Origin of the sequence: Streptomyces shinuiensis (assembly GCF_043660855.1) — a bacterium.
Classification (GTDB): Bacteria; Actinomycetota; Actinomycetes; order Streptomycetales; family Streptomycetaceae; genus Streptomyces.
The window spans coordinates 4,560,692-4,587,071 of sequence record NZ_JBIHML010000001.1 but is presented as its reverse complement, the minus strand read 5'-3'; the positions used below and the strand labels follow the sequence as shown (position 1 = coordinate 4,587,071).

Sequence of the window (26,380 nt, the reverse complement as noted above, 5' to 3'; positions counted from 1 at the left end):
CGGCTGCGATGGGCAGGATCGGCTTTCCCGACACAGGCATCCGGGCGGTGCGCGCCGCGGTCTTCACCGCGGTGTGCCTCGTGCTGTCCGCGGGCGCCCATGTGCTGCTCTCGGCGAACCCCGTGCCGTACCCGCCGCTCCTGGCGGTCGGCGCGGCGGTGTTCGCGATCGCCTTCGCCTTCGCCGGACGCCGGCGGGGCTTCGGGGCGATCGCCGCGCTGCTGGTCCCGCTGGAACTGGCCGCCGACACCGTCTTCACCACCGGCCAGCACGCCTGCTACGGGCAGGCCGGCGGCCCGGTGGCCGGACCGCTGCGCGCGGTCGGCCTGGACCTGCTGTGCGCGGGCGGCGACTTCGGTACGCCGCTGGCGCGGGTGACCGCCTCCGGCACGTCCCCGCTGTCCGTGGCCGCCCACCCGGCCGCCCCGTGGCTGCTGCTGGCCGCGCACGTGGCCGTCGGCCTGACGGCGGCCGCGTGGCTGCACCGGGGCGACGCGGCACTCGCCCGGCTGCTGCGCGCCGCCGCGGCGGCCGTCTTCCGGCCGCTGCTGCTGGCCGCAGGCGCCCGGTGCGCCGCCGGCGGCGCACCCGGCCGCCTGCTCCGCCCCGCCCACCGCACCCGCGCGCGCCGCGCGCTCCCCCTGCTGACCCACTCCGTCGTACGGCGCGGACCTCCGTGCTCCGCGGCCCTCGCCGCCTGAGCACCGCCTTCCCCACCAGTCACGCACCGGACACGGAGAACACACCCATGAGCAAGCGCAACAGCCAGGAAGCCAAGCGCGCCGCCCGCGAGCGGCTGCGGGCCGAACGGGAGAAGCAGGCCAGGAAGGACAAGCTGCGCCGCCAGGCGATCGTCGGCGGCTCGGTGCTGGCGATCCTCGCGGTCGCGGGCGGCGTCGGCTTCGCCGTCGCCAACATGGACGACGGCGGCAGCGAGAAGTCCTGGGCCGACGCGGCGGACAAGAAGCTGGTGAAGCCGGCCAACTCCGCCGGGAAGAACGGCACGATCGTCCTCATCGGCGACAAGGACGCCAAGAAGACGATCGACGTGTACGAGGACATGCGCTGCCCCGCCTGTGCCAACTTCGAGCAGGCCCTCGGCGAGACGGTCAAGAAGGGCGCGGAGGACGGCAAGTACAAGCTGCAGATCCACCTCGGCAGCATCATCGACGGCAACTTCGGCGGCGACGGCTCCAAGAACGCCGCCAGCGCCCTGGGCGCCGCGCTCGACGTGAGCACCGAGGCGTTCAGCGAGTACCACTCCCTGCTGTACTCGGCCGAGCACCACCCGCCGGAGAACCAGGACAAGTTCGCCGACAACGACTACCTGCTGAAGGTCGCCGAGGACGTCGACGCGCTCAAGGACAACAAGGAGTTCGAGGCGGCCGTCGAGAAGGGCACCTACGACAAGTGGGCGCTCGAGATGATCGACAGCTTCAACGAGGCCGGCGTCCAGGGCACCCCGACCGTCCGGATCGACGGCAAGGACGTCGAGGTCAGCACGCTGCCCGCCGAACTGGAGAAGCTCGGCGTCAAGTGACCGGCCGACAGCCCGGCGGCACCGGTCCCGGTGCCGCCGGCGCCGTGCCGCACCGGCCCGCCGGTACCCGTCCTCCGCGGCGTACCGGCGGGCCGGTCCCGTCCGGCGCGGTGCGGCCGGGTGCGGTGCGATCCTGCGCGGTCCGGCTCACAGCGCTTTCAGGACAACACCGTTCGACGGGTGGGCGAACACTTTCCGGCGCCCTGTCCCGTAGCTCTACCGGCACGTAGCATCTGCGGCCGTGACCGACACCCACACCGCATCCCACACCCCTGCCCCCACGCGGCGCACGGTCGTCGCGGCCACCGCCGCGACCGCCGCCGGCGCCACGCTGCTGCCGCTGGGCACCCCGCAGCGCGCCCGGGCCGCGGCGGGCCCGGCCTTCGCCCACGGAGTCGCCTCCGGCGACCCGCTGCCCGACGGCGTCCTGCTGTGGACCCGGGTCACCCCCACCCCCGACGCGACCCCCGGCTCCGGGCTGGGCGCGCCCGTGGAGGTCTCCTGGGAGGTCGCCGAGGACCGCGCCTTCACCCGTGTCGTCGCCTCCGGCCGTACCACCGCCAGCGCGGAGGCCGACCACACCGTCAAGGCCGATGTGCGCGGGCTGCGCCCGGCCACCGGGTACCACTACCGCTTCTCGGCCGGGGGCGTCCTCTCCCCCGCCGGCCGCACCCGCACCGCGCCCGCCGACGGCACGGCCGCGGACCGCGTCCGTTTCGGGGTGGTCTCCTGCTCCCACTACGAGAGCGGCTTCTTCTCCGCCTACCGCCACCTCGCCGACCGTGCCGACCTCGATGCCGTCCTCCACCTGGGCGACTACATCTACGAGTACGGAAAGGGCGAATACCCGCTCAAGGACGGGGTCGCCCGCGAGACGCGTCCCGTCCACGAGACGCTCACCCTGGCCGACTACCGGCAGCGCCACGCCCACTACAAGGGCGATCCGGACCTCCGGGCGCTGCACGCCGCGCATCCGGTGATCGCGATCTGGGACGACCACGAGACGGCCAACGACGCCTGGTCCGGCGGCGCGGAGAACCACACTCCCGGCGCGGAGGGCGACTGGGCGGCGCGGGCCGCAGCCGCGCGCCGGGCGTACTTCGAGTGGATGCCGGTCCGCCCCTCCACCGAGGGCACCGTCTACCGGCGGCTGCGCTTCGGCGACCTCGCCGACCTCCACCTGCTCGACCTGCGGTCCTTCCGCGACCGCCAGGCGGGCATCGGCAGCGGCGACGTGGACGACCCCGACCGCACCATCACCGGCCGCGCGCAGCTGGACTGGCTGAAGTCCTCCCTGGCCTCCTCCGGCGCCCGGTGGCATCTGGTGGGCACCTCGGTGATGATCTCCCCGATGGCCTTCGGCTCCGTGCCGGCGTACCTGCTCGGGCCGCTGGCCGAGCTGCTCGGCGTGCCCCGCGAGGGTCTGGCCGTCAACGTCGACCAGTGGGACGGCTACACCGACGACCGCCGCGAGCTGCTGACGCACCTGCGCGACCACGGCATCGGCAACACCGTCTTCCTCACCGGCGACATCCACATGGCCTTCGCCAACGACGTCCCCGTCCGGGCCGCGACCTATCCGCTCCAGCGGCCGGTCGCCACGGAGTTCGTGGTCGCCTCCGTCACCTCCGACAACATCGACGACATCCTGAAGGTGCCGCCGCACACCGTCTCCTCCGTCGCGGAGACCGCCATACGCGCCGCCAACCGGCACACCAGGTGGCTCGACATGGACTCGCACGGCTACGGCGTCCTCGACGTGGACGCCGAGCGTACCCAGATGGACTACTACGCGCTGTCGGACAAGACCGATCCGCGGGCGTCCGCCGCCCGTGTGCGCTCCTACCGGACCCGCTCGGGCACGCAGCGGGTGGAGCGCGCGGAGGACCCCGTGCGCTGAGACTCCCCGCGTGCGGGAGGCCCGCGCCCCGGGCCTCCCGCACGGGGTTCAGAGGCCCGCCGGCTCCGCCAGCTCCGCCAGGAAGCCGAGTGCGGTCCGCCAGGTCCGCTCGGCCGCCTCCTTGTCGTGGTCCGGCAGGCCGGGGTCGGTGAACAGGTGTCCGGCCCCGGGGTAGCGGTGCACCTCGACATCCGCGCCCGCCCGCCGCATCCGCAGGTACCAGGCGTTCAGCCAGTCGTGCGGCTCGAAGGGGTCGGGGTCGGCGACGTGGAGCTGCACGGGCAGGTCGTCGACGGCCGCGTCCTCTGGGATGTCGGAGGTGCCGTGCAGGAGCAGCAGTCCGCGGGCGCGGGTGTCGGCGAGCGCGAGGTTCTGGGCGATCGCGCCGCCCAGGGAGAACCCGGCGTACACCACCCCGCGCTCCGAGAACGCGGCGGTGGCGGCGACGGCCCTCCTCAGCAGTTCGTCGCGGCCGATCCCGTCCTTGATCGCCATGCTCTCCTCGACCGTCCGGGCCGTCCGCCCGCCGTACAGGTCGGGGGTGTGGACCTCGTGCCCGGCCTCCCTCAGCCTCCCGGCCGCCTCCTCGACGGCGGGACGCGGCCCGTAGGCGGAGTGGAACATCACAACGGTGGGCACGGTGTCACTTCCTTAGCAGGTCAGCCTGATGATCCACGTCACGGCGCCGCGCCGGGAGGCGGAGTCCCCCCATGGTGCCAGGTACGGTCGGTGGGGTCCTTTTTCCGCCCCCAGGAGTCTCGCGAGGAGTTCACACCACCATGGAGAACGTGCTGCGGCCGCTGATCGTCTTCGGCGGCGCCATCATCCTGGCGCTCGCCGTCGGCTGGGCGGTGGACCGCGCGCTGCGGCGCATGGACGCCCGGCATCCGGAGACCCCGCTGTGGGGTCTGCTGCGCAGTGGCCGGGTCCCGCTTCAGGCGGTGATCTTCGTCGGGCTGCTCAACGCCTTCTCCGACGAGACGCACCTGGCCAGGAACCACCAGAAGGCCGTCGACCTGTGGCTGAACCTGATACTGATCGGGGCCGCCGCGTGGCTGATGCTGCGGGTGCTGACCGCCGTCGTGGAGACGGCCTACTCCCGGTACGCCGGGATCGCCCACGACGCGGCGCGGGTGCGGCGGGTGCGCACCCAGCTGACGCTGATCAAGCGGCTGGCCACGGCGGTGGTCACGGTGATCGCCGCCGCGGCGATGCTGCTGCAGTTCCCCGCGATGGAGAAGCTGGGCGCCTCCATGCTGGCCTCCGCCGGTGTGCTGGGCATCGTCGCCGGCATCGCCGCCCAGTCCACGCTGGGCAACCTCTTCGCCGGCCTGCAGATCGCCTTCGGCGACATGGTGCGCATCGGCGACACGGTGATCGTGGACGGCGAGTGGGGGACGGTCGAGGAGATCACCACCTCCTATCTGGTGGTCCTCACCTGGGACGAGCGCAGGATCACCATGCCGGTGTCCTACTTCACCAGCAAGCCCTTCGAGAACTGGACCCGCGGCAACCCGCAGATGACCGGCACCGTTTACCTCCACCTCGACCACTCGGCGCCGATCGCCGAGATCCGGCGCAGGACGGAGGAGATCGTGCGCGCCAGCGACTTCTGGGACGGCCGCAACTGGGGCCTGGTGGTGACCGACTCCACGCCCACCACGGTCGAGGTCCGCGCGACGATGACGGCGCGCACCCCCGACGACATCTGGACGCTGCGCTGCGAGGTCCGCGAGGGGCTGATCACCTGGCTCCACCGGGAGCACCCCTACGCCCTGCCCCGCGTCACCACCGCGCAGGCGGCCCCGGCCCCGGCCTTCGGGCGGGAGCCGGGGGTGGAGGACCCGGGCGCGAAAAGCCGGGCGAACAGCGTGCGGCCGGGGATACCGGACGCGCGGAAGCCGGGCTAGAACACGCACCAGAGCGGCCGGCCCGCGTCCTACGCGCTCTCGGCCCGGATCCTGTCCAGGGCGGTCTGCAGGTCGTCGGGGTAGTCGCTGGAGAACTCCGTCCAGCGGCCGTCCGCCGGATGCTCGAAGCCCAGCCGCACCGCGTGCAGCCACTGCCGGGTCAGCCCCAGGCGCTTCGCCAGCGTCGGATCGGCTCCGTAGGTGGTGTCGCCGACGCACGGGTGCCGGTGGGCGGCCATGTGGACGCGGATCTGGTGGGTGCGGCCGGTCTCCAGCTTGATGTCGAGCAGACTGGCGGCCCGGAACGCCTCGACGAGGTCGTAGTGGGTGACCGACGGCTTGCCGTCGGCGGTGACGGCCCACTTGTAGTCGTGGACGGGGTGCCGTCCGATGGGCGCGTCGATCGTGCCGCTGAGCGGGTCGGGGTGGCCCTGGACGAGCGCGTGGTAGCGCTTGTCGACCGTGCGCTCGCGGAACTGCTGCTTGAGCAGGGCGTAGGCGCGTTCGGACTTGGCGACCACCATCAGGCCGGACGTCCCCACGTCCAGCCGGTGCACGATGCCCTGCCGCTCGGCCGCGCCCGAGGTGGAGACGCGGAAGCCCGCGGCGGCCAGCCCGCCGATCACGGTGGGGCCACTCCAGCCGGGGCTGGGGTGGGCGGCCACGCCGATCGGCTTGGCGACGACCACGATGTCGTCGTCGTCGTGCACGATCTCCATGCCCTCCACGGGCTCGGCCACCACCTGGACCGGTGCGGGCGGCGCGGGCATCTCGACCTCGATCCAGGCCCCACCGCGCACCCGCTCGGACTTGCCGACCTCGCCGCCGTCGAGCAGGACCTTCCCCGTGGCGGCCAGCTCGGCCGCCTTCGTACGGGAGAAGCCGAACATCCTGGCCAGGGCCGCGTCTATACGCTCGCCCTCCAGGCCGTCGGGTACGGGCAGGGTGCGGATCTCGGGAAACTGGCTCACCCGATCGAGTATGCCGGAAGCGCCCGGTGCCCCCGCCCGGCGGGCAGGGGAACGCATCCGGTGGGGCCGGTCCCCGCGGGCCGGCCCCGGCCGGCCCCGGCCGACTCCGGTCAGTCCCGGTGGACGGTGCCGTCGGGGTCCAGGCCCCGGAAGGACAGCAGCACGATCAGCACCCCGCCGCAGACGATCGCCGAGTCGGCCAGGTTGAAGACGGCGAAGTGGGCGGGCGCGATGAAGTCCACCACGTGGCCCTGGAAGACCCCGGGCGAGCGGAAGACCCGGTCGGTGAGGTTGCCCAGGGCCCCGCCCAGCAGCAGTCCGAGCGCGATGGCCCAGGGTGTGCTGTAGAGCTTGCGGGCGATCCGCGCGATCACCACGATCACGGCCGCCGCGATGACGGTGAAGACGATGGTGAGGGCCTCGCCGATACCGAAGGCCGCGCCCGGGTTGCGCACGGCCTGGAACCGCAGCCAGGTGCCGATCACCTCGATCGGGTCGTGGCCCTCCAGCTTCTCGACCACGATGATCTTGGTGATCAGGTCCAGGGCGTAGGCGACGGCCGCCACGATGGCGAGCTCCACGGTCCGCCGCCGTCCGCGGGGAGCCGGTCCGGCATCACTCACGGACCCGCCGCCGGCCCCGGTCGCGGCCCGGCCGGCGGCTGTGTCCACGGTCTCGGTCTGCGCCTCGCCCGGCTGCTCGCCGGCCCGTTCCACCTCTGTCACGTGATGCAGGGTACGTCACGCCCGGGCGGCGGCGGCAGCGGTCAGCGGCGTTCCTGCCGCTGCTTGCACTCGACGCAGAGCGTGGCCCGGGAGAACGCCTGCATCCGCGCCTTGCCGATCGGCTTGCCGCAGTTCTCGCAGACGCCGTACGTCCCGGCCTCCAGGCGGTCCAGGGCTCGCTCGGTCTGGTAGAGCATCTCGCGGGCGTTCTCCGCCAGGGCCATCTCGTGCTCACGCGTGATGTTCTTCGTCCCCGTGTCGGCCTGGTCGTCCCCGGCTCCGTCGGCCGAGTCCCGCATCAGGCCGTTGAGTGCCTCCTCCGCGGCATGGATCTCCACGCGCAGCCGCTCGGACTCCGAGGACAGCTCCGCGCGCGCCTCCTCCACCTCCTGCGCGGTCCAGGGCTCCTCCCCGGGCCGTACGACCAGCTCGTCGGGGGCGACGGTGGCCGCGGCCGTACGCGCCGGGGGGACCGGGGGGGCGTGCCCGGCGGCCCGCGCTCCCGTCGTGGACTTCTTGGCAACCACCGTCTCGGCTCCTGTCTTCCTGCCGGCCGCCCTTCCGGCGCCCGCGCTCGCCGCCGCCCTCTTCGCGGCGGACTTCCCTCCGGAGTGCTTCTTCCCGGCGCTCTCGGCGGTCCCGGCGTTCGCGGAATCCCCGGCGGGCTCCCGCGCGGCTCGCGCCCTCCTCGCTGCGGACTCCCTCGCCACCATGGCCGCGACCCCTTCACATATTGTGATCTTGTGCATGAATCGTGACCGGAACGATAAATCGGCACCGATCGTGCGGCAACAGGGCACGCCGGTCCGCTCCCGCTTCCCGAAGTGCGGCGCCACGCCCTCGCGAAGCGTTCTGCCCGGCGCTACGGGCCGAAAACCGGTCGGCCCCCATTGGGAGGCACCCTTACACTTGGGCTGAGCGAGAGGCGTCGAAGGGGACGAGTAGCGTCCGTACGCGGCCACGAGCGACCCGGGGACGGTGTGAGCCCGGGGGCGAGCGCGGCGTGAAGATCACCCCGGAGCCGCCGGAAGAAAGCCCCCGCGCACGTGCGGCGACAGCACGCGGTGCGACGGGCGGCGAGTAGAACCGGCATCGCCGCACCAATGAGAGGGCGGTGGACACGTACCCGCGTACGCGTCCGGCGCCAAGGAGGGTGGTACCGCGGGCACCGGCGCCGACTGGCGGCGGTCTCGTCCCTCCGGCGGAAGTCACCACGTCCGTTGGAGGAAGCTCACCATGAGCCCGCAGCCCCCGCCCCGGTACCGTCCGGTGCCCGCCCAGGTCGATCTCCCCGCCCTGGAGCGCGCCGTGCTGGACTTCTGGCGCGAGAACAAGGTCTTCGCCCGTAGCCTGGAGCAGTCCGAGGGCCGCCCCGAGTGGGTGTTCTACGAGGGCCCGCCGACCGCGAACGGCATGCCCGGCGCCCACCACATCGAGGCCCGCGTCTTCAAGGACGTCTTCCCCCGCTTCCGCACCATGCGCGGCTACCACGTGGCGCGCAAGGCCGGCTGGGACTGCCACGGCCTGCCCGTGGAGCTGGCGGTGGAGAAGGAGCTGGGCTTCAGCGGCAAGCAGGACATCGAGGCTTACGGCATCGCGGAGTTCAACGCCAAGTGCCGCGAGTCGGTGACCCGGCACACCGACGCGTTCGCCGAGCTGACGACCCGGATGGGCTACTGGGTCGACATGGACGACGCCTACCGGACGATGGACCCGGGCTACATCGAGTCCGTGTGGTGGTCGCTGAAGGAGATCTTCGGCAAGGGCCTGCTCGTCCAGGACCACCGCGTGGCACCCTGGTGCCCGCGCTGCGGCACCGGCCTGTCCGACCACGAGCTGGCGCAGGGCTACGAGACCGTCGTGGACCCCTCGGTCTACGTCCGCTTCCCGCTGACCTCCGGCCCGCTGGCCGGCGAGGCCTCGCTGCTGGTGTGGACGACCACGCCCTGGACCCTGGTGTCCAACACCGCCGTGGCCGCCCACCCCGACGTCACCTACGCGGTGGCCACCGACGGCGCCGAGAGGCTGGTGGTGGCCGAGCCGCTGCTGGAGAAGGCGCTGGGTGAGGGCTGGAGCGCGACCGGGCAGACCTTCACCGGCCGCGAGATGGAGCGCTGGGCCTACCGCCGCCCGTTCGAGCTGGTGGAGATCGAGGGCGCCCACTTCGTCCTCAACGCCGGGTACGTCACCACCGAGGACGGCACCGGTCTGGTCCACCAGTCCCCCGCCTTCGGTGAGGACGACCTGCTCACCTGCCGGGCCTACGGGCTTCCGGTGGTCAACCCCGTCCGGCCCGACGGCACCTTCGAGGAGGGTCTGGAGCTGGTCGGCGGGCAGTTCTTCAAGAAGGCCGACGAGGCGCTGGTCACCGACCTCGACGCCCGCGGCCTGCTCTTGCGCCATCTGCCCTACGAGCACAGCTACCCGCACTGCTGGCGCTGCCACACCGCGCTGCTCTACTACGCCCAGCCGTCCTGGTACATCCGCACCACCGCGATCAAGGACGAGCTGCTTCGGGAGAACGGGCGGACCAACTGGTTCCCCGAGTCGGTCAAGCACGGCCGCTACGGCGACTGGCTGGACAACAACATCGACTGGGCCCTGTCCCGCAACCGCTACTGGGGCACCCCGCTGCCCGTCTGGCGCTGCGAGGAGGGGCACCTCACCTGCGTCGGCTCGCTGGCGGAGCTGTCGGAACTGACCGGTACCGACCAGTCCGGCCTGGACCCGCACCGCCCGTACATCGACGACGTCGTCTTCGGCTGCACCGCCGAGGGCTGCTCGCTGACGGCCGTCCGCGTTCCGGAGGTCATCGACGCCTGGTACGACTCGGGCTCGATGCCCTTCGCCCAGTGGGGCTACCCGTACCGCAACAAGGACGTCTTCGAGAAGTGCTATCCGGCGCAGTTCATCTCCGAGGCCATCGACCAGACCCGCGGCTGGTTCTACACCCTGATGGCGGTCGGCACGCTCGTCTTCGACCGCTCGGCCTACGAGAACGTCGTCTGCCTGGGCCACATCCTCGCCGAGGACGGCCGGAAGATGTCCAAGCACCTGGGCAACACCCTGGAGCCCATCCCGCTGATGGACCGGCACGGCGCGGACGCGGTGCGCTGGTTCATGGCCGCCGGCGGCTCCCCGTGGAGCGCGCGGCGCGTCGGACACGGAACGATCCAGGAGGTCGTCCGCAAGACCCTGCTGACCTACTGGAACACCGTCGCCTTCCAGGCGCTGTACGCCCGCACCTGCGGCTGGGCGCCGTCGGATTCCGACCCGGCGCCCGCCGACCGCCCGCTGCTGGACCGCTGGCTGCTCAGCGAACTGCACGCACTGGTCGACCAGTGCACCCAGGCCATGGAGGCCTACGACACCCAGCGCACCGGCAAGCTGCTGTCCACCTTCGTGGACGACCTGTCCAACTGGTACGTGCGCCGCTCCCGGCGCCGCTTCTGGCAGGGCGACGCCGCGGCGCTGCGCACCCTGCACGACGTACTGGAGACCGTCACCCTGCTGATGGCCCCGCTGGTGCCGTTCGTCACCGAGCGGGTCTGGCAGGACCTGGTCGTCCCCGTCACCCCCGGTGCGCCGGACTCCGTGCACCTGGCCGGCTGGCCCCAGGCCGATCTGTCCGCCGTCGACCCGGATCTGTCCCGCGACATGCTGCTGGTGCGGCGGCTGGTGGAGCTGGGCCGGGCCACGCGCGCGGAGTCGGGGGTCAAGACCCGGCAGCCGCTGTCCCGTGCGCTGCTGGCGGCGCAGGGATTCGAACTGCTCAGCGACGACCTGCGCGAGCAGATCGCCGAGGAGCTGAACGTCACCTCGCTCGCCTCCCTGTCCGAGGTCGGCGACTCCCTGGTGGACACCACCGCCAAGGCCAACTTCCGGGCGCTGGGCCGGCGGTTCGGCAAGCGCACCCAGCCGGTCGCCAAGGCCATCGCCGAGGCGGACGCGGCGGCCCTGTCGGCGGCGCTGCGCGCCGGTACGGCGGCGGTGGAGGTCGACGGCGAGACCATCGCGCTCTCCCCGGAGGAGGTCATCATCACCGAGACCCCGCGCGAGGGCTGGTCGGTGGCCTCCGACACCGGCGCCACGGTCGCCCTGGACCTGGAGATCACCCCGGAGTTGCGGCGGGCGGGGCTCGCCCGTGACGCGATCCGGCTGATCCAGGAGGCGCGCAAGAACAGCGGCCTGGACGTCGCCGACCGGATCGCCCTGCGGTGGCGGTCGGACGACGAGGAGGTCGCCCGGGCGCTGGCCGAGCACCAGGCCCTGATCGCGGACGAGGTCCTGGCCACGGACTACGCGGAGGGCGCGGGAGACGACTCCTTCGGCGAGCGGTTCGAGGACGAGTCGCTGTCCCTGGTCTTCCGGCTGCGCCGCGTGTGACCACCCGCCGCTGACGGTGTTCCGGTCCGCCGGGCAGACGGCCGCCCGGAACACCACCGGGTGCGCCCGGCGGACCGGACGGATGGGCCGGATGAGACGGGCACACCAGAGGGCCGGGCCCGGGATCTTCGATCCCGGGCCCGGCCCTCTGCGATATGCCGATCCGATTCGCCCGCCGCCTACGGCGGCTGCGTCAGTTGTCGTCCTCGTCGATGAGGAAGCCGCGCATCGGCGAGGGCGCCTGCTGCATCGGCTGCGGACCCTGCGGCCGTACGGGGGCCATCGGCTGGGTCATCGCCGGGGACATCTGCTGCTGCCCGCCGTAGGTCTGACCACCGCCCTGGTTGTGACCGCCGTGGCCGCCGCCCGGGCCGCCCATCGACTGGCCGCCGCCCATGGACTGGTGACCGCCCATGGTGCCGCCGCCCGGTGCGCCCGCCGATGCCATCGAGGGGGACGGCGGCAGCGAGGCCGTGGCCGGGTTGCGCGGCGGGGCCAGGGAGTCGTCGGCCTGGTTCTCCAGCTGGCGGAGCTGGCTCTCCAGGTACGACTTCAGGCGGGTGCGGTACTCGCGCTCGAAGCCGCGCAGGTCCTCGACCTTGCGCTCCAGCGTGGCGCGGGCGGACTCCAGCGAGCCCATCGCGACGCGGTGCTTCTCCTGTGCGTCCCGCTCCAGCGCGTCGGCCTTGGCGCGGGCGTCCCGCTCCAGACCCTCTGCGCGGCTGCGCGCCTCACCGACGATCTTGTTGGCCTCCGAGCGGGCCTCCGCGATCGCCTGGTCCGCGGTCTGCTGCGCCAGCGACAGCACGCGGGCCGCGCTGTCGCCGCCCGGCCCCTGGCCCTGCTGGTGCATGCCGGGACCGCCGGGACCACCGTGACCGCCGGGACCACCGTGACCGCCCATCGGACCGGGGCCACCGTGCCCGCCCGGACCGCCGGGGCCCATCGGACCGGGACCCATCGGACCACCCTGCGGGCCGTGCCCGCCGGGACCTGCCGGCAGCTGCGGCGCACCGCCGGGCAGCTGGGGCGGACCGCCCATCTGCCCCGGCGGGACCGGCTGCGGTCCCGATATGGCGGCGGGGACGGGACCAGGTCGTTCCTGCTGCTGGGGCTCGGGTTTGCGCATGCCCTGCTGCTGGTTCTGCGCAGCGGCCCGTGTCGCGGCGGCAAGCTTGGCGCGCAGATCCTCGTTCTCCCGGAGCAGACGCGTCAGTTCGGCCTCGACCTCGTCGAGGAAGGCATCGACCTCGTCCTCGTCGTAGCCCTCTCGCAGGCGGACGGTTGTGAACTGCTTGTTCCGCACGTCCTCGGGGGTCAGCGGCATCTCTTCACCTCAACGTAAGTCATCGGCATATCGGCAAGACCGTATCGCTCACAGCCTGGCCACGACACTGATCAGGATGTAGACGATGATCATCAGTACGAAGAAGGACAGGTCGAGCGCCACGCCCCCGAAGCGCAGCGGCGGTATGAACCTCCGCAGCAGCTTGAGTGGCGGATCAGTGACAGTGTAGGTGGCCTCCAGGACGACCACCATCGCCTTGCCGGGCTGCCATGAGCGGGCGAACATGAAGACGTAGTCCATCACCAGGCGGAAGATCAGTACGGCCAGGAAGACCTGCAACACGATGAGGACCACCTGCTGTACGACGCCCATCGTGCGCTTCCCTCTCCCCTTTGGTCGCGTCCGGCCCGTCGGCCGGTCCGTCCGGTTGCACTGACTCTCAGCTCTGGTTGAAGAACCCGCCCTCTGCGATGCGGGCCTTGTCCTCCGCCGTGACATCGACGTTAGCAGGAGACAGGAGGAAGACCTTCTGTGTCACCCGCTCGATACTCCCATGGAGACCGAACACCAAACCCGCCGCGAAGTCGACCAGACGCTTCGCGTCCGTGTCGTCCATCTCGGTCAGATTCATGATCACCGGAGTGCCCTCCCGGAAGTGTTCCCCGATGGTACGGGCTTCGTTGTACGTCCGGGGGTGCAGTGTGGTGATCCGGTAGGGCTCCCTCTCGGACACGACCTTGGGCATGATCACCGGTGCGTTCTTCTCCAGGTTCTGGCGTTCGGGTGTGATGGATGACACGGGGGCAATCCTCCCGTGCCGTCCGTTTTCGGCGGCGATCGCAGGAGCCTGCTCCCGCTCCCGGTGGGCAGGGTGGTGGACGACCCGCACCGGCTCCTCGGGCTCCTGCTCCCCGTCGGACTTCGCCGCGGGAGCCGCCACGGGCTGGTGCGCCTGGTGCCGCCGGTCCCTGTCGGGCTCCGGCTCGGGCTCGAACTCGTCGTCGGGGTCGAACCCCGGGCCGTCGTACCCATCGTCCTCCACGAGGCCGAGGTAGACCGCCATCTTGCGCATCGCGCCGGCCATTCTCTGCGTCCTCCGCTCTGTGGTGGTTCCCCGGCCATCGGCTGGGAGGCCCCGTCCCCCGCCTGCGGCTGGGAGACCCCATTCTGCCTCCGGCGCCTCCGGCGGGGAGGCCCCAAAACCCAAGACTCCGCCACCGGTACCCCTGAGCCCACGCGGTCATCCACACTGGGCGGGAATGACCATATTTTCTGCTGTGGTCCGACTTGCTTGGCGACGTTACCGGAGCACGGCTCGTACTCCGAGTACCGCACTGCCGATACGCACATGTGTCGCCCCGGCCGCCACCGCCTCTTCGAGATCCCCGCTCATCCCCGCCGAGACCATGCTCGCAGCGGGGTGATTCGCCCGCAGGGCGGCTGAGATCTCCCCCAGCCGCTCGAAAGCGGCGCCCGGTCTCCCGGCGTACGGTCCGGACAGGGGTGCGACCGTCATCACACCCGCGAGCCGGAGGCCGGGGGCGGCGGCCACCTCGTCCGCCAACTCCCCCACCTCCTCGGGCGACGCGCCGCCGCGCCCCCCGGTCACGCCCGCCTCCCGGTCGAGCGCGACCTGCAGCAGGCAGCCGATCCGCCGGCCCTCGCTCTCGGCCGCCGAGGACAGCGCGCCGACCAGCCGGGGCCGGTCGACCGAGTGCACGAAGTCGGCGTAACGGGCGACGGAGCGGACCTTGTTGGTCTGCAACTGCCCCACGAAGTGCCAGGTGAGGGGGAGGTCCGCGCAGGCGTCGGCCTTGGGCGCCGCCTCCTGGTCCCGGTTCTCCGCCACGTGCCGCACCCCGAGCCCGGCCAGCAGCCGCACATCGTCGGCGGGGCGGGTCTTGGTGACGACGACCAGGGTCACGTCCTCGCGCGCGCGCCCCGCGGTGACACAAGCGCGGGTGATGCGCTCCTCCACCCGGGCGAGGTTCGCGGCCAGTTCGGCCCTGCGGTCAGCACTGCGGTCAGCACTGCGATCGGTCATGCGGCGGTCCCCCCGTCAGCCTCTCCCGCTCCGCCGGCGGGATCCTCCAGCCACACATAGCCGGCCAGCCGTCCGGTGGTCCTCTCCCGGCGGTACGAGTAGTGGTCCGGGGACTCCATCGTGCAGACCGGCTGCGCCGGCGGCTCCGGCACCCCGAGCCCGGCCAGTTGGGCGCGCACCCCGGCCGCGACGTCGACCGCCGGGGTGCCCAGCGTCGTGGTGGCGTACGCCTCGGGCACCGCGGCCGCGACCTCCTCGCGCATCCGCTCCGGCACCTCGTAGCAGCCCCCGCACACCGAGGGGCCGATGCGGACGACCGTGCGGGCCGGGTCCGCACCGAGGGAACCCATCGCCTCGACCACCGAGGGGACGACCCCGGCGACCAGCCCGGGCCGCCCGGCGTGCGCGGCCCCCGCCACCCCGGCGACGGGGTCGGCGAGGAGCACGGGGACGCAGTCGGCGGTCAGCACGGCCAGGGCCAGGCCCCGACGGGCGGTCACGACCGCGTCCACGCACGGCGCTTCGCCGCTGCGCCACGGCCCGGTGACGACGGCCGCGTCGCGCCCGTGCACCTGGTTCATCCAGACCACCGCGGCCGGGTCGAGGCCGAGCGACCTCGCAGCCAGTCCCCGGTTGGCCCGTACGGCGCCGGGGTCGTCCCCGACCGCGCCGCCGAGGTTGAGTTGGTCATACGGAGCGGCGCTCACCCCGCCCCGCCTGTCGGTGGTGGCGAAGTGCGCGCCGCTCACGATGTCGTGCTGTCCTATCACGCTCGTGGTGCCTACTTGAGGAAGTCGGGCACGTCGAGCTCCTCGGCCGAACCGTCCTGGTAGGGGCGGGCCGGGGGGACCTGCGGAGCGGCGGACGGGCCGGTCTCGCCGGACAGCGGCGAGGAGGAACCCGCGCCGTAGGCGGACGGGGAGTCCGCCAGCGGGACGGCCGGGGACGGCTCCTCCTCGCGCGGGGTGACCGAGCCGAGCCCGCCGAAGGACGGGCGGTCGGGCTCGGAGGGCGCCGGGCGATGAGCGGCCGGCGCCTCCTCCTTTCCTCCGGCGTACGAACCGAGCACCTTGTCGCGGTTCTTCGACGGCGGCTGGCCGCCGTCGAAGCCCGCCGCGATGACGGTGACCCGGACCTCGTCGCCGAGGGCGTCGTCGATGACCGCGCCGAAGATGATGTTCGCCTCGGGGTGCGCGGCCTCGCTCACCAGCTGGGCGGCCTCGTTGATCTCGAACAGGCCGAGGTCGGAGCCGCCGGAGATGGACAGCAGCACACCGCGGGCGCCGTCGATGGAGGCCTCCAGCAGTGGCGAGGAGATCGCCATCTCGGCGGCGGCCACCGCGCGGTCGTCGCCGCGCGCCGAGCCGATGCCCATGAGTGCCGAGCCGGCCTCGGACATCACGGACTTGACGTCCGCGAAGTCCAGGTTGATCAGGCCGGGGGTGGTGATGAGGTCGGTGATGCCCTGGACACCCGACAGCAGCACCTGGTCCGCGGACTTGAACGCGTCGAGCACGCTCACCTGGCGGTCCGAGATGGACAGCAGCCGGTCGTTGGGGATGACGATGAGGGTGTCGACCTCGTCGCGCAGGGCCGCGATGCCGTCCTCGGCCTGGTTGGCCCGGCGGCGGCCCTCGAAGGTGAACGGGCGGGTGACGACGCCGATGGTGAGGGCGCCGAGAGAACGTGCGATGTTCGCGACGACGGGCGCGCCGCCGGTGCCGGTGCCGCCGCCCTCGCCGGCGGTGACGAAGACCATGTCGGCCCCCTTGAGGACCTCCTCGATCTCCTCCCGGTGGTCCTCGGCTGCCTTGCGGCCGACGTCGGGGTTGGCGCCGGCGCCGAGGCCGCGGGTGAGCTCGCGGCCGACGTCGAGCTTGACGTCGGCGTCGCTCATCAGCAGGGCCTGTGCGTCGGTGTTGATCGCGATGAACTCGACGCCCTTGAGACCGACCTCGATCATCCGGTTGATGGCGTTGACGCCACCGCCGCCGATACCGACGACCTTGATGACTGCGAGGTAGTTCTGCGGTGCTGCCACGTCGAAGGCCTCTCGCCTCGAGTTACGTGTCGCCGCTCCACGATGGTTGCGGTGCGCCGACCTATGCCGAGTGGGACGGTCCGGACGCCGACCCGAACCCTAACGTTCAAGTTTAGGGTTACCAATGTCTGTCGTTCCTCGGATTCTCTGGAACGGACACTAGGTCGACAAGTGGTTCGCGTTCAATGAACACGCCGAACCTCCCGTTTTTCTTCTCACCCTATGTGATCAGGCGACGTGGTAGCCAACCAGGGTGCTGGCCTGCGCGTACGTACGTCAACTCCCTGAGGCCGCCGGTGTGCCGGGAACGCTCACGTCGAATCTCTGCGCGCCGTCGGCGGCCTTCATCAGCAGGGTGAGCGATCTGGCCTTCGCGTCGCTGTCCTCGCCGCTCCCCCACACCACCGTGCGCCCGCCGCTCATCTCCAGGGTGATGGAGTCGTAGGAGCGGACCCGGATGGTCCGGGTGTCGCGGCGCACCCGATCGGGGAGGGCCGCGGCGACCCCGACCGCCTCCTGACGCATCCTCCCGGGTCCGAAGCGGTGCCCGCTGGGGGATCCGGCGAGGTCCAGAGCGAGGAGAGGGACGCCCGCGGGCCGTTCGGCGACCGTGCCGAACAGCACCCCCTCGTCGTCCACCTCGGCATAGCGCCGCCCCCTCGTGCCGTCCTCGTCTCCTCCGCCTTCCCCGTTCTGAGCGTCCTGCACCATCACGACCACGGCTTTTCTCTCCCTGACCGTCAGCTCCACGCCGTGCGGCCAGGAACGGGCCGCCTCCACGGAGCCGATCCGCGGCAGCGCCTCCAGCAGCCGCCGCTCCACCTCGCCGGGATCGACCGAGACCAGGGGGTCACCGAGGGGGACACCGGCGGCGTCGAGGACCTGCCGTTCCGTCAGGGCGCTCTCGCCGTCGACCATGACGCTCTCCACCCGCAGCCACGCGGAGCCGTAGAGCAGCCACAGGGCGAGGCCACCGATCAGCAGCGCCGGGCCGAGGGCGAGGGCGAGCAGCAGACGGCGGCGTCCTCGGCCCTCCGGAAGGCGGGGCGCGCGGTAACGCCCGGGCCACCGGCCCGCCGGCGGGGCCGGCGGAGGTCCCGAGCCCGCTCTGGGTCCGCGGGGGTCACGCTGGTCGCGGCCGCCTCGCCCGGCGGCCGCCGTCCGTCCGGCCACGCTCCCTGCTCTCCCGCGCCCCGCCTGCGGCCTCAGCCCCGGCGGTGTGCCGCGATCGCCTCGTACACCATGCCGACCAGCAGTTCGTCGGCGTCCCGGCGCCCGAACTCGGCGGCGGCCCGCGACATGTCGTACAGCCGGTGCGGGTCGGTGAGCACCGGCAGGACGCTGGACTGGATCCACTCCGGCGACAGCTCGGCGTCGTCGACGAGGAGTCCGCCGCCCGCCTTGACCACAGGCTGGGCGTTCAGCCGCTGTTCGCCGTTGCCGATCGGCAGCGGGACGTAGGCGGCCGGCAGTCCGACGGCGGACAGTTCGGCGACCGTCATCGCGCCCGCGCGGCAGAGCATCATGTCGGCCGCGGCGTACGCCAGGTCCATCCGGTCCAGATACGGCACCGGGACGTAGGGTGGCATCCCGGGCATGTTGTCCACCCTCGGCAGCTCGTTCTTCGGGCCGACCGCGTGCAGGATCTGGACGCCGGAGCGCTGGAGGGTCGGGGCGATGGCCTGGACGACCTCGTTGAGCCGCCGGGCGCCCTGGGAGCCGCCGGTGACCAGCAGGGTGGGCAGGCCCGGGTCGAGGCCGAAGGCGGCCCGCCCCTCGGCTCGCATCGCCGCCCGGTCCAGGGTGGCGATCGAGCGGCGCAGCGGGATGCCGACGTAGCGGGCGTTGCGCAGCTTGCTGTCCGGGGTGGAGACGGCCACGTAGCCGGTGTAGCGGGAGCCGATCTTGTTGGCCAGGCCCGGGCGGGCGTTGGCCTCGTGGATGACGATCGGCACTCCGAGCCGCTTGGCCGCGAGGTAGCCGGGCAGCGCCACGTAGCCGCCGAAGCCGACCACGCAGTCGGCCTTGGTCCGTTCCAGGATCTGCTCCGCGGCCTTGATGGTGCCGCGCAGCCTCCCCGGCACGGTGATCAGCTCGGGAGTGGGTTTGCGCGGCAGGGGCACGGCCGGGATCAGCTCCAGCTCGTAGCCCCTCTCCGGGACGAGCCGGGTCTCGAGTCCGCGCTCCGTGCCGAGTGCCGTGATCCCCACGGCCGGGTCCTGCCTGCGCAGGGCGTCCGCGAGGGCGAGCGCGGGCTCGATGTGGCCGGCGGTCCCCCCACCGGCGAGTACGACATGCACCGAATTTCACCGCTCTCCGGACGGGCGCCGTACGGCACTCCGTCTCATCGTCTTCCGTCTCACCCCAGCCAGCTTCTTTCTCACAGCAGGCTGCCGCATGGCCAGTGCCGCCTTCGCGGCGGGTTCCGATCTCGCGGCGGAGATCAGCAGCCCGACGGCGAACATCGTCGGCAGCAGGGCGGAACCCCCGTAGGAGAACAGCGGGAGCGGGACACCGGCGATCGGCAGCAGGCCGAGCACCGCACCGATGTTGACCACGGCCTGGGCCGTGATCCAGGTGGTCACACCTCCCGCGGCGTACCTGACGAAGGGGTCCTCCGTGCGTCCGGCCACGCGGATACCCGCATAGCCTAGAGCGGCGAAAAGGGCGAGCACCGGCAGCGTCCCCGCCAGGCCGAGTTCCTCCCCCGTCACGGCGAAGATGAAGTCGGTGTGCGGTTCGGGCAGTTGTCCCCATTTCTCCATGCTGTCGCCCAGCCCCGAGCCGAACCATCCGCCCGACGCCAGGGCGTAGATGCCGTGGACGGCCTGCCAGCACTGGTCGTTCGGGCCGGGGTCGGTGGCGCCCAGGCAGGCGAACCGGGCCATCCGGTTGCCGCTGGTCGCGATCAGGGCGGCTCCCAGCGCCCCCGCGACGGCGAGCACCCCGGCGAACAGCCGCAGCGGCGCGCCGGCCAGCCAGAGCAGTCCCACGAGGATCGCGGCGAGGATGAGCGAGGTGCCCATGTCCCGGCCCAGCATGATCAGGCCGAGCAGCAGGAAGGCCACCGGGACGAGCGGCACCAGCATGTGCTTCCAATGGTTCAGCAGCCGTCTGTCGCCCTTGCGCGCCAGCAGGTCCGCCCCCCAAAGCACCAGGGCGAGCTTGGCGAACTCGCTGGGCTGGAACTGGAAGGGGCCGCCGAGCTGGATCCAGTTCTGGTTGCCCTTGACCTCCTGCCCGATCCCCGGCACCTGGACCAGGCAGAGCAGGAAGACGGAGACGGCCAGCAGCGGGTACGCCAGCCCGCGCTGGAGGGCCACCGGCATCCGGGCGGCCGCCAGCAGCAGAACGCCGCCCAGGACGGCGGCCAGCAGCTGTTTGCGGAAGTAGTAGGCGGAGGGCAGGCCGGAGCCCAGCGCCTCGATCTGCGAGGCGGAGAAGACCATCACCAGGCCGAGGCCGAGGATCATCAGGCTGCCGCCGAGGATCAGGTAGTAGGCGGTCAGCGGCCGGTCCCAGGCGCGCTTCGCCCGCAGGTACAGCCCGCGGACCCCGTCCGCGGCACGGCGCGGGCCGCGCCCCGGGCGCCCGGGGGCGCTCCGGGGCGCGGGGCGCCCGGGGCCGGGCGCCCGGGGCGCGGCGGGACGCCGGGCGCGCGGAGCGTCCGGGCGCGCCGTGCGGGGGCCGGGACGGGAGCGCTGGGCCTCTCGCAGCGCGGCGCCGTGCCCCGGACGCGACGGCGGCGCCGGCGGCAACGCGCCGGCCGTACCCGCCGCCGGGACGGGCCGGGCGGGCACGGCCGGCAAGACCGCGGCGACGGCCGCCAGTACGCGGCCCGCCAGGCCCGCGGTGGTCGCCACCGCGGGCGGTACGGGTCGCTCGACCCTCATCCGTCCCCTCCTGTCTCCCCGGCCGCCGGTCCGCGGCGCGGGGGCCGGCGGGTTATCGGTCCCGCGCCGCGGGGCGGTCCGCGGCCAGGTCGCGGACCGCGGCGGCGAAGGCATCCCCGCGCGCGTGGTAGTTGGTGAACATGTCCATCGAGGCGCAGGCCGGAGCCAGCAGGACGGTGTCCCCGGGGCGGGCCAGCCGGGCGGCCTCGCCGACCGCCGCCGCCATCGCCCCAGTGTCGGCCCGGTCGAGATCGACGACCGGGACATCCGGGGCGTGTCGCGCCAGCGCTTCACGGATCAGGCGGCGGTCCGCGCCGATCAGCACCGCCGCACGCAGCCGCTCGGCGGCCCCCGCGGCCAGCTCGTCGAAGACGGCCCCCTTGGCCAGCCCTCCGGCGATCCACACCACCGGGTCGTAGGCGTTCAGCGACGCCTCGGCGGCATGGGTGTTGGTGGCCTTGGAGTCGTCGACGTAGGTCACGCCGTCCACGTCGGCGACGTGCTCGATTCGGTGCGGGTCCGGCCGGAAGGCGCGCAGGCCGTCGCGTACCGCCCCCGGCTCCACGCCGAAGGCCCGGGCCAGGGCCGCGGCGGCCAGGGCGTTGGCGATGTTGTGCGGGGCCGGCGGGTCGACGTCCGCGGCCTCGGCCAGCTCCTGCGCCTGTCTGCTCCGGTCGGGGACGAAGGCGCGGTCCACCAGTACGCCGTCCACGACGCCGAGTTGGGACGGCGCGGGGGCGCCGAGGGTGAAGCCGATCGCCCGGCAGCCCTCCACCACGTCGGCGCGGCGCACCAGTTCCTCGGTGAGGGGGTCGGCGGTGTTGTAGACACAGGCGACCTCGTTGCCCTCGTAGATCCGGCCCTTGTCCGCGGCGTACGCCTCCATCGAGCCGTGCCAGTCGAGGTGGTCGGGCGCCAGGTTGAGCACCGCGGCCGAGTGGGGGCGCACCGAGGAGGACCAGTGGAGCTGGTAGCTGGACAGCTCCACCGCGAGCACGTCGTACGGTTCGCCGCCGAGGACCGCGTCCAGCAGCGAGACGCCGATGTTGCCGACCGCCGCGGTGCGCAGCCCGGCGGCCTCCAGGATGGAGGCGAGCATCCGCACCGTGGTGGTCTTGCCGTTGGTGCCGGTGACGGCCAGCCAGGGCGCGGCGCCGGGACCGCGCAGCCGCCAGGCCAGCTCCACGTCGCCCCACACCGGTACGCCCGCGGCCCCGGCCGCCGCGAACAACGGCTTGTCCGGCCGCCAGCCGGGCGTGGTGACGACCAGTTCGGTGCCCTCGGGGAGGGTGGCCCCGTCGCCGAGGCGCACCGCGGCCCCCAGCTCCTCCAGTTCGGCGGCCTGCCGCCGGGCGCGCTCGTCGTCGCCGTCGGCGACGACCGTCACCCGGGCGCCCAGGGACCGCAGTACGCGCGCGGCGGGGATTCCGGAGACGCCGAGGCCGGCGACGGTGACGCGCTTCCCGGCGAACTCCTCGCCGACGGGGCCACGCGTCATTTCCCTGCCGCCCAGCCGGCGTAGAACAGACCGATTCCGACGATCACGCACATGCCCTGGATGATCCAGAAGCGGACCACGACCAGCACCTCGCTCCAGCCCTTGAGCTCGAAGTGGTGCTGGAGCGGCGCCATTCTGAAGACCCGCTTGCCCGTCAGCCGGAACGAGCCGACCTGGATGACGACGGACATGGTGATGAGGACGAACAGGCCGCCGAGCAGGGCGAGCAGCAGTTCGGTGCGGGAGACGATGGCCAGGCCGGCCAGCGCGCCGCCCAGGGCCAGCGAGCCGGTGTCCCCCATGAAGATCTTGGCGGGTGAGGTGTTCCACCACAGGAAGCCGAAGCAGGCGCCCATCAGGGCCGAGGCAACGACCGCCAGGTCCAGTGGATCGCGCACCTCGAAGCAGCTCGGGCTGCCGGTCAGCGCGCAGGAGTCCTGGTACTGCCACACCCCGATGAAGGTGTAGGCGCCGAAGACCATCACCGAGGCGCCGGTGGCCAGGCCGTCGAGGCCGTCGGTGAGGTTCACGCCGTTGGACATCGCCAGGATCATGAACAGTGCCCAGATCACGAAGAGCACCGGACCGATCGACCAGCCGAAGTCCTGGGTGAAGGAGAGCTTGGTGGAGGCCGGGGTCTGACCGCGGGAGTCGGCGAAGTTGAGCGACAGGACCGCGAAGGCGATGCCGACGACGAGCTGGCCGAGCATCTTGGCCTTGGCCCGCAGGCCCAGGCTGCGCTGCTTGACGATCTTGATGTAGTCGTCGAGGAAGCCGACCAGGCCCATGCCGGCCATCAGGAAGAGCACCAGCACGCCGGAGAACGACGGCTGCTCGCCGGTGACGACCTTGGTGAGCGCGTAGGCGATCAGCGTGGCCAGGATGAAGGCGATGCCGCCCATGGTGGGGGTGCCGCGCTTGCTGTGGTGGTCCCGCGGGCCGTCGTCGCGGATGTACTGCCCGTAGCCCTTGCGGGCCAGCAGTTTGATCAGCAGCGGAGTGCCGATCAGGGTCAGGAAGAGCCCGATGACCCCGGAGAAGAGGATCTGCCTCATCATCGGCCGGCGACCTCGCCCTCGACCAGCGCGAGCGCCACCTTCTCCAGGCCGGCCGACCTGGAGGCCTTCACCAGCACGACATCCCCCGGCCGCAGATCGTCGCGCAACAGGTCGATTGCCGCCTGCGCGTCGGACACGTGCACCGACTCCTCACCCCACGAACCCTCGTTCTTGGCGCCCATGTCGAGCCAGCGGGCCTCCCGGCCGCCGACCGCCACGAGCTTGCTGACGTTGAGCCGGACGGCCATCCGTCCGACCGCGTCGTGCTCGGCGAGCGACTCCTCGCCGAGCTCGGCCATCTCGCCGAGCACCGCCCACGTGCGACGCCCCTTGCCCATGGCGGCGAGCGCGCGGAGCGCAGCCCGCATGGATTCGGGGTTCGCGTTGTAGGCGTCGTTGACGACGGTCACGCCGTCCGAGCGCTCGGTGACCTCCATACGCCAGCGGGAGAGCGTGCCGGCCTCGGAGAGCGCGGTGGCGATCCCGTCGGCGGGCATGCCCAACTCGTGGGCTACGGCGGCCGCGGCGAGCGCGTTCGACACGTGATGCTCACCGTACAGGCGCATGGTCACATCGCTGCACCCGGTGGGGGTGTGGAGGGTGAAGGCGGGCTGCCCCTTCGGGGTGAGACGGACATTCTCGGCACGGATGTCGGCCTCCTCGGCCTCGCCGAAGAGGAGGACGCGTGCCTCGGTGCGGGCGCGCATGGCGCGCACCAGGGGGTCGTCGGCGTTGAGGACGGCGACGCCGCCCTCGTCCGCCGGGGGGAGGGACTCCACCAGCTCGCCCTTGGCCAGGGCGATCTGCTCCCGGCCGCCGAACTCGCCGATGTGCGCGGACCCGACGTTGAGGACCACGCCGACGCGCGGCGGGGTCAGTTCGGTCAGGTAGCGGATGTGGCCGATACCGCGGGCGCCCATCTCCAGCACGAGGTGGCGGGTGCCCTCCTCGGCGCTCAGCGCGGTCAGCGGCAGGCCGATCTCGTTGTTGAGCGAGCCGGGGGTGAAGACGGTCGGGCCCAGCCGCCGCAGGAGCTGGGCGATCAGGTCCTTGGTGCTGGTCTTGCCGGCGGAGCCGGTGAGGGCGACGACGGTGGTGCCCAGCCGCCGCACCACATGGCGGGCCAGGGCTCCCAGGGCCGCCTCCACGTCGTCGACGACGATCGCGGGCACGCCGACGGGCCGGGCGGCCAGCACGGCCGCCGCGCCGTCGGCGACGGCGCGGGCGGCGAAGTCGTGGCCGTCCACCCTGGCCCCGCCGAAGGCGACGAACAGCGCGCCGGGGCGCACCTCCCGGGAGTCCTTGACCACGGGGCCGGTGACGGCCGGCTCCGGGTCCGGTATGTCGTGGACCCGTCCGGAGACGATGCCGGCGATCTCTGCGGGGCTCAGCGGGATCACGACGCGCTCTCCCCGTCGCCCACGGCGTTCCGCCCCGCGTCCCGCCGGGCGGCCATGGCGCGCCCGACGGCCTCGCGCAGCACCTCGCGGTCGTCGAAGGGGCGGACCACCCCGGCGATGTCCTGGCCCAGTTCGTGGCCCTTGCCGGCCACCAGCACCGTGTCCCCGGGCTCGGCCCGGGCGACGGCCGCCGCGATGGCGGCGGCCCGGTCCTCCTCCAGCAGCACGGTGCCGCGCTCGTGGATCGGGACCTCGGCCGCGCCCGCGAGCATGGCGGCGAGAATGGCCAGCGGATCCTCCGAGCGCGGGTTGTCGGAGGTCAGGACGGCGGTGTCGGCCAGCCGGGCCAGCGCGGCGCCCATGGCGGGGCGCTTGTGCGGGTCGCGGTCGCCGCCGCAGCCGAGCACCGCGTGCACCCGGCCCTCGGTGACCTTGCGCAGGGCGCGCAGCACGGAGTCGACGGCGTCGGGCTTGTGCGCGTAGTCCACGACCGCCAGGTACGGCTGGCCGGCGTCCACACGCTCCAGGCGGCCCGGCACGCCGGGCACCGCGGCGACGCCCTCGGCCGCGGTCTTCAGGTCGATCCCGGCGGCGACCAGGGCGGTGATGGCCGCGAGCGCGTTGGCGACGTTGAACGGGCCGGGCAGGGGGGCACTGGCGCGGACCGTCTCGCCGTCCGGCCCGACGACGGTGAAGGTGGAGCCGAGCGGGCCGACCTCCACGTCGCTCGCGCGCCAGTCGGCGTCCGGGTGGCCCTCGGCGGAGAAGGTGGTGACGGGGACCTCGCTGACGCCGGCGGCCAGCCGCTGCCCGTACTCGTCGTCGAGGTTGACCACGCCGGCGCGGGAGCGGGCCTTTGTGAACAGCTGCGCCTTCGCCCGGAAGTAGTCCTCCATGTCCGGGTGGAAGTCCAGGTGCTCGGGGCTGAGGTTGTTGAAGACGGCGATGTCGAAGACGCAGCCGTCCACCCGGCCCAGCACCAGCGCGTGGCTGGAGACCTCCATGGCCACGGAGCGCACCCCGCGCTCGCGCATCACGGCGAACAGTGCCTGGAGCTCGGTGGCCTCGGGGGTGGTGCGCTCGGATTTGATCCGCTCGTCACCGATGCGGGACTCGACCGTGCCGATCAGCCCGGTCGGCTCTCCCTCCTTCGCCGCCGCGCGCAGCCCGCCCTCGATGAGATAGGCGGTGGTGGTCTTGCCGGAGGTTCCGGTGATGCCGATCTGCAGCAGGTCCCGGCCCGGTTCGCCGTAGATGGCGGCGGCCAGGTCGCCCGTCACCTCGCGCGGCTCGGCCACCGTCAGCACCGGCAGACCGGTGGCGGCGGCCCGCTCGGTGCCCGTCGGGTCGGTGAGCACCGCGACGGCGCCCAGGCGGGCCGCCTGGACGGCGAAGTCCGCGCCGTGGAAACGGGCGCCCGGACGTGCGATGTAGATGTCGCCGGGGCGTACGGCGCGCGAGTCGTGGGTGATGCCGGTGACGGCCGCGTCGCCCTCGGGGGCCGCGACCCCCAGCCGCCGGGCCAGCTCCGCAAGCGGCACGGGACGGACCCGCTCCGGGCGGGGCGGGGAGGGCAGGGATGGGGTCTGATCAGCGTGTGGCACGGCGGTGAGCGTACCCGCCGTGCCGGGCCCGCCGCTAAGCGAGGGGCCGGGTGTGCCGGGCGCGCCGCCGGTGGCGCCGGGGCTGTTGCGGGGGAGGTCGTCGATGCTTCTCACGGTCGCTT

At 72.8% G+C, this 26,380-nt stretch carries 22 protein-coding genes; 5 read left to right on the top strand and 17 right to left on the bottom strand.

Annotated features, from left to right (window positions below; all coding sequences use genetic code 11):
- The first annotated feature begins 8 nt into the window (after nucleotides 1–8).
- From ACGRHY_RS20735 to ACGRHY_RS20725, 3 genes are all read left to right on the top strand, one after another.
- Nucleotides 9–701: a hypothetical protein gene (locus tag ACGRHY_RS20735; RefSeq protein ID WP_394636821.1), complete on the top strand. Its 693-nt coding sequence runs from the start codon at nucleotides 9–11 to the stop codon at nucleotides 699–701.
- 47 nt (nucleotides 702–748) lie between these two features.
- Complete coding sequence (locus ACGRHY_RS20730) at nucleotides 749–1,540, top strand: thioredoxin domain-containing protein (protein ID WP_394636820.1); 792 nt, start codon at nucleotides 749–751, stop codon at nucleotides 1,538–1,540.
- Nucleotides 1,541–1,781: 241 nt separating this feature from the next.
- The gene (locus ACGRHY_RS20725; RefSeq protein ID WP_394636819.1) at nucleotides 1,782–3,440 is read left to right on the top strand and encodes an alkaline phosphatase D family protein; all 1,659 of its coding nucleotides are present in this window, start codon (nucleotides 1,782–1,784) and stop codon (nucleotides 3,438–3,440) included.
- 48 nt (nucleotides 3,441–3,488) lie between these two features.
- On the opposite strand, the gene ACGRHY_RS20720 is transcribed toward ACGRHY_RS20725, so the two are convergent.
- Nucleotides 3,489–4,079, bottom strand: coding sequence for a dienelactone hydrolase family protein (locus ACGRHY_RS20720; RefSeq protein WP_394636818.1), 591 nt, complete (start codon nucleotides 4,077–4,079; stop codon nucleotides 3,489–3,491).
- Between the two features lie 140 nt (nucleotides 4,080–4,219).
- On the opposite strand from ACGRHY_RS20720, the gene ACGRHY_RS20715 reads away from it, so the two are divergent.
- On the top strand, nucleotides 4,220–5,350 hold the full coding sequence (locus tag ACGRHY_RS20715) for a mechanosensitive ion channel family protein (protein ID WP_394636817.1): 1,131 nt from the start codon (nucleotides 4,220–4,222) through the stop codon (nucleotides 5,348–5,350).
- 29 nt (nucleotides 5,351–5,379) lie between these two features.
- On the opposite strand, the gene ACGRHY_RS20710 is transcribed toward ACGRHY_RS20715, so the two are convergent.
- The 3 genes from ACGRHY_RS20710 to ACGRHY_RS20700 form a co-directional block, all read right to left on the bottom strand.
- Entirely contained in the window at nucleotides 5,380–6,321 is a 942-nt protein-coding gene (locus ACGRHY_RS20710) for an RluA family pseudouridine synthase (protein WP_394636816.1), read from the bottom strand.
- Nucleotides 6,322–6,431: 110 nt separating this feature from the next.
- Nucleotides 6,432–7,046, bottom strand: a complete 615-nt coding sequence (gene lspA / locus ACGRHY_RS20705; RefSeq protein ID WP_394636815.1) for a signal peptidase II — start codon at nucleotides 7,044–7,046, stop codon at nucleotides 6,432–6,434.
- Between the two features lie 41 nt (nucleotides 7,047–7,087).
- Nucleotides 7,088–7,573 carry a TraR/DksA family transcriptional regulator gene (locus ACGRHY_RS20700; RefSeq protein ID WP_394636814.1) on the bottom strand — a complete coding sequence of 162 codons (486 nt, stop codon included), beginning with the start codon at nucleotides 7,571–7,573 and terminating at the stop codon, nucleotides 7,088–7,090.
- Nucleotides 7,574–8,282: 709 nt separating this feature from the next.
- Between ACGRHY_RS20700 and ileS the strand changes: the two genes are divergently transcribed.
- Nucleotides 8,283–11,432 (top strand): isoleucine--tRNA ligase, encoded by a 3,150-nt coding sequence (gene ileS, locus ACGRHY_RS20695; protein WP_394636813.1) that lies wholly within the window; start codon nucleotides 8,283–8,285, stop codon nucleotides 11,430–11,432.
- Between the two features lie 193 nt (nucleotides 11,433–11,625).
- Here the strand turns inward: ileS and ACGRHY_RS20690 are convergent, their stop codons facing one another.
- The 13 genes from ACGRHY_RS20690 to ACGRHY_RS20630 all read right to left on the bottom strand — a co-directional run bounded on the left by ACGRHY_RS20690 (nucleotide 11,626) and on the right by ACGRHY_RS20630 (nucleotide 26,363).
- Nucleotides 11,626–12,759, bottom strand: coding sequence for a DivIVA domain-containing protein (locus tag ACGRHY_RS20690; RefSeq protein ID WP_394636812.1), 1,134 nt, complete (start codon nucleotides 12,757–12,759; stop codon nucleotides 11,626–11,628).
- Between the two features lie 48 nt (nucleotides 12,760–12,807).
- Nucleotides 12,808–13,092 (bottom strand): YggT family protein, encoded by a 285-nt coding sequence (locus ACGRHY_RS20685; RefSeq protein WP_241718398.1) that lies wholly within the window; start codon nucleotides 13,090–13,092, stop codon nucleotides 12,808–12,810.
- Nucleotides 13,093–13,159: 67 nt separating this feature from the next.
- Complete coding sequence (locus tag ACGRHY_RS20680; protein ID WP_394636811.1) at nucleotides 13,160–13,804, bottom strand: cell division protein SepF; 645 nt, start codon at nucleotides 13,802–13,804, stop codon at nucleotides 13,160–13,162.
- A gap of 216 nt (nucleotides 13,805–14,020) precedes the next feature.
- A complete protein-coding gene (locus ACGRHY_RS20675) occupies nucleotides 14,021–14,764 on the bottom strand; it encodes a YggS family pyridoxal phosphate-dependent enzyme (protein WP_394636810.1) in 744 nt (247 codons plus the stop codon).
- Nucleotides 14,761–15,534 (bottom strand): peptidoglycan editing factor PgeF, encoded by a 774-nt coding sequence (gene pgeF / locus ACGRHY_RS20670; protein WP_394636809.1) that lies wholly within the window; start codon nucleotides 15,532–15,534, stop codon nucleotides 14,761–14,763. The genes ACGRHY_RS20675 and pgeF overlap by 4 nt, the downstream gene beginning before the upstream one ends.
- Before the next feature lie 11 nt (nucleotides 15,535–15,545).
- A complete protein-coding gene (gene ftsZ / locus ACGRHY_RS20665) occupies nucleotides 15,546–16,805 on the bottom strand; it encodes a cell division protein FtsZ (protein ID WP_394636808.1) in 1,260 nt (419 codons plus the stop codon).
- Between the two features lie 276 nt (nucleotides 16,806–17,081).
- A complete protein-coding gene (locus ACGRHY_RS20660) occupies nucleotides 17,082–17,978 on the bottom strand; it encodes a cell division protein FtsQ/DivIB (RefSeq protein ID WP_394636807.1) in 897 nt (298 codons plus the stop codon).
- A 32-nt stretch (nucleotides 17,979–18,010) separates the two neighbouring features.
- Entirely contained in the window at nucleotides 18,011–19,105 is a 1,095-nt protein-coding gene (murG, locus tag ACGRHY_RS20655; RefSeq protein ID WP_394636806.1) for an undecaprenyldiphospho-muramoylpentapeptide beta-N-acetylglucosaminyltransferase, read from the bottom strand.
- A 6-nt stretch (nucleotides 19,106–19,111) separates the two neighbouring features.
- Nucleotides 19,112–20,698: a putative lipid II flippase FtsW gene (gene ftsW, locus ACGRHY_RS20650; RefSeq protein WP_394636805.1), complete on the bottom strand. Its 1,587-nt coding sequence runs from the start codon at nucleotides 20,696–20,698 to the stop codon at nucleotides 19,112–19,114.
- Between the two features lie 52 nt (nucleotides 20,699–20,750).
- Nucleotides 20,751–22,196 (bottom strand): UDP-N-acetylmuramoyl-L-alanine--D-glutamate ligase, encoded by a 1,446-nt coding sequence (gene murD, locus ACGRHY_RS20645; protein WP_394636804.1) that lies wholly within the window; start codon nucleotides 22,194–22,196, stop codon nucleotides 20,751–20,753.
- A complete protein-coding gene (gene mraY, locus ACGRHY_RS20640; protein WP_394638137.1) occupies nucleotides 22,193–23,251 on the bottom strand; it encodes a phospho-N-acetylmuramoyl-pentapeptide-transferase in 1,059 nt (352 codons plus the stop codon). The genes murD and mraY overlap by 4 nt, the downstream gene beginning before the upstream one ends.
- Entirely contained in the window at nucleotides 23,251–24,654 is a 1,404-nt protein-coding gene (locus ACGRHY_RS20635) for a UDP-N-acetylmuramoyl-tripeptide--D-alanyl-D-alanine ligase (protein ID WP_394636803.1), read from the bottom strand. Before ACGRHY_RS20635 ends, mraY begins: the two co-directional genes overlap by 1 nt.
- The gene (locus ACGRHY_RS20630) at nucleotides 24,651–26,363 is read right to left on the bottom strand and encodes a UDP-N-acetylmuramoyl-L-alanyl-D-glutamate--2,6-diaminopimelate ligase (protein WP_394638136.1); all 1,713 of its coding nucleotides are present in this window, start codon (nucleotides 26,361–26,363) and stop codon (nucleotides 24,651–24,653) included. The genes ACGRHY_RS20635 and ACGRHY_RS20630 overlap by 4 nt, the downstream gene beginning before the upstream one ends.
- Nucleotides 26,364–26,380: the final 17 nt, after the last annotated feature.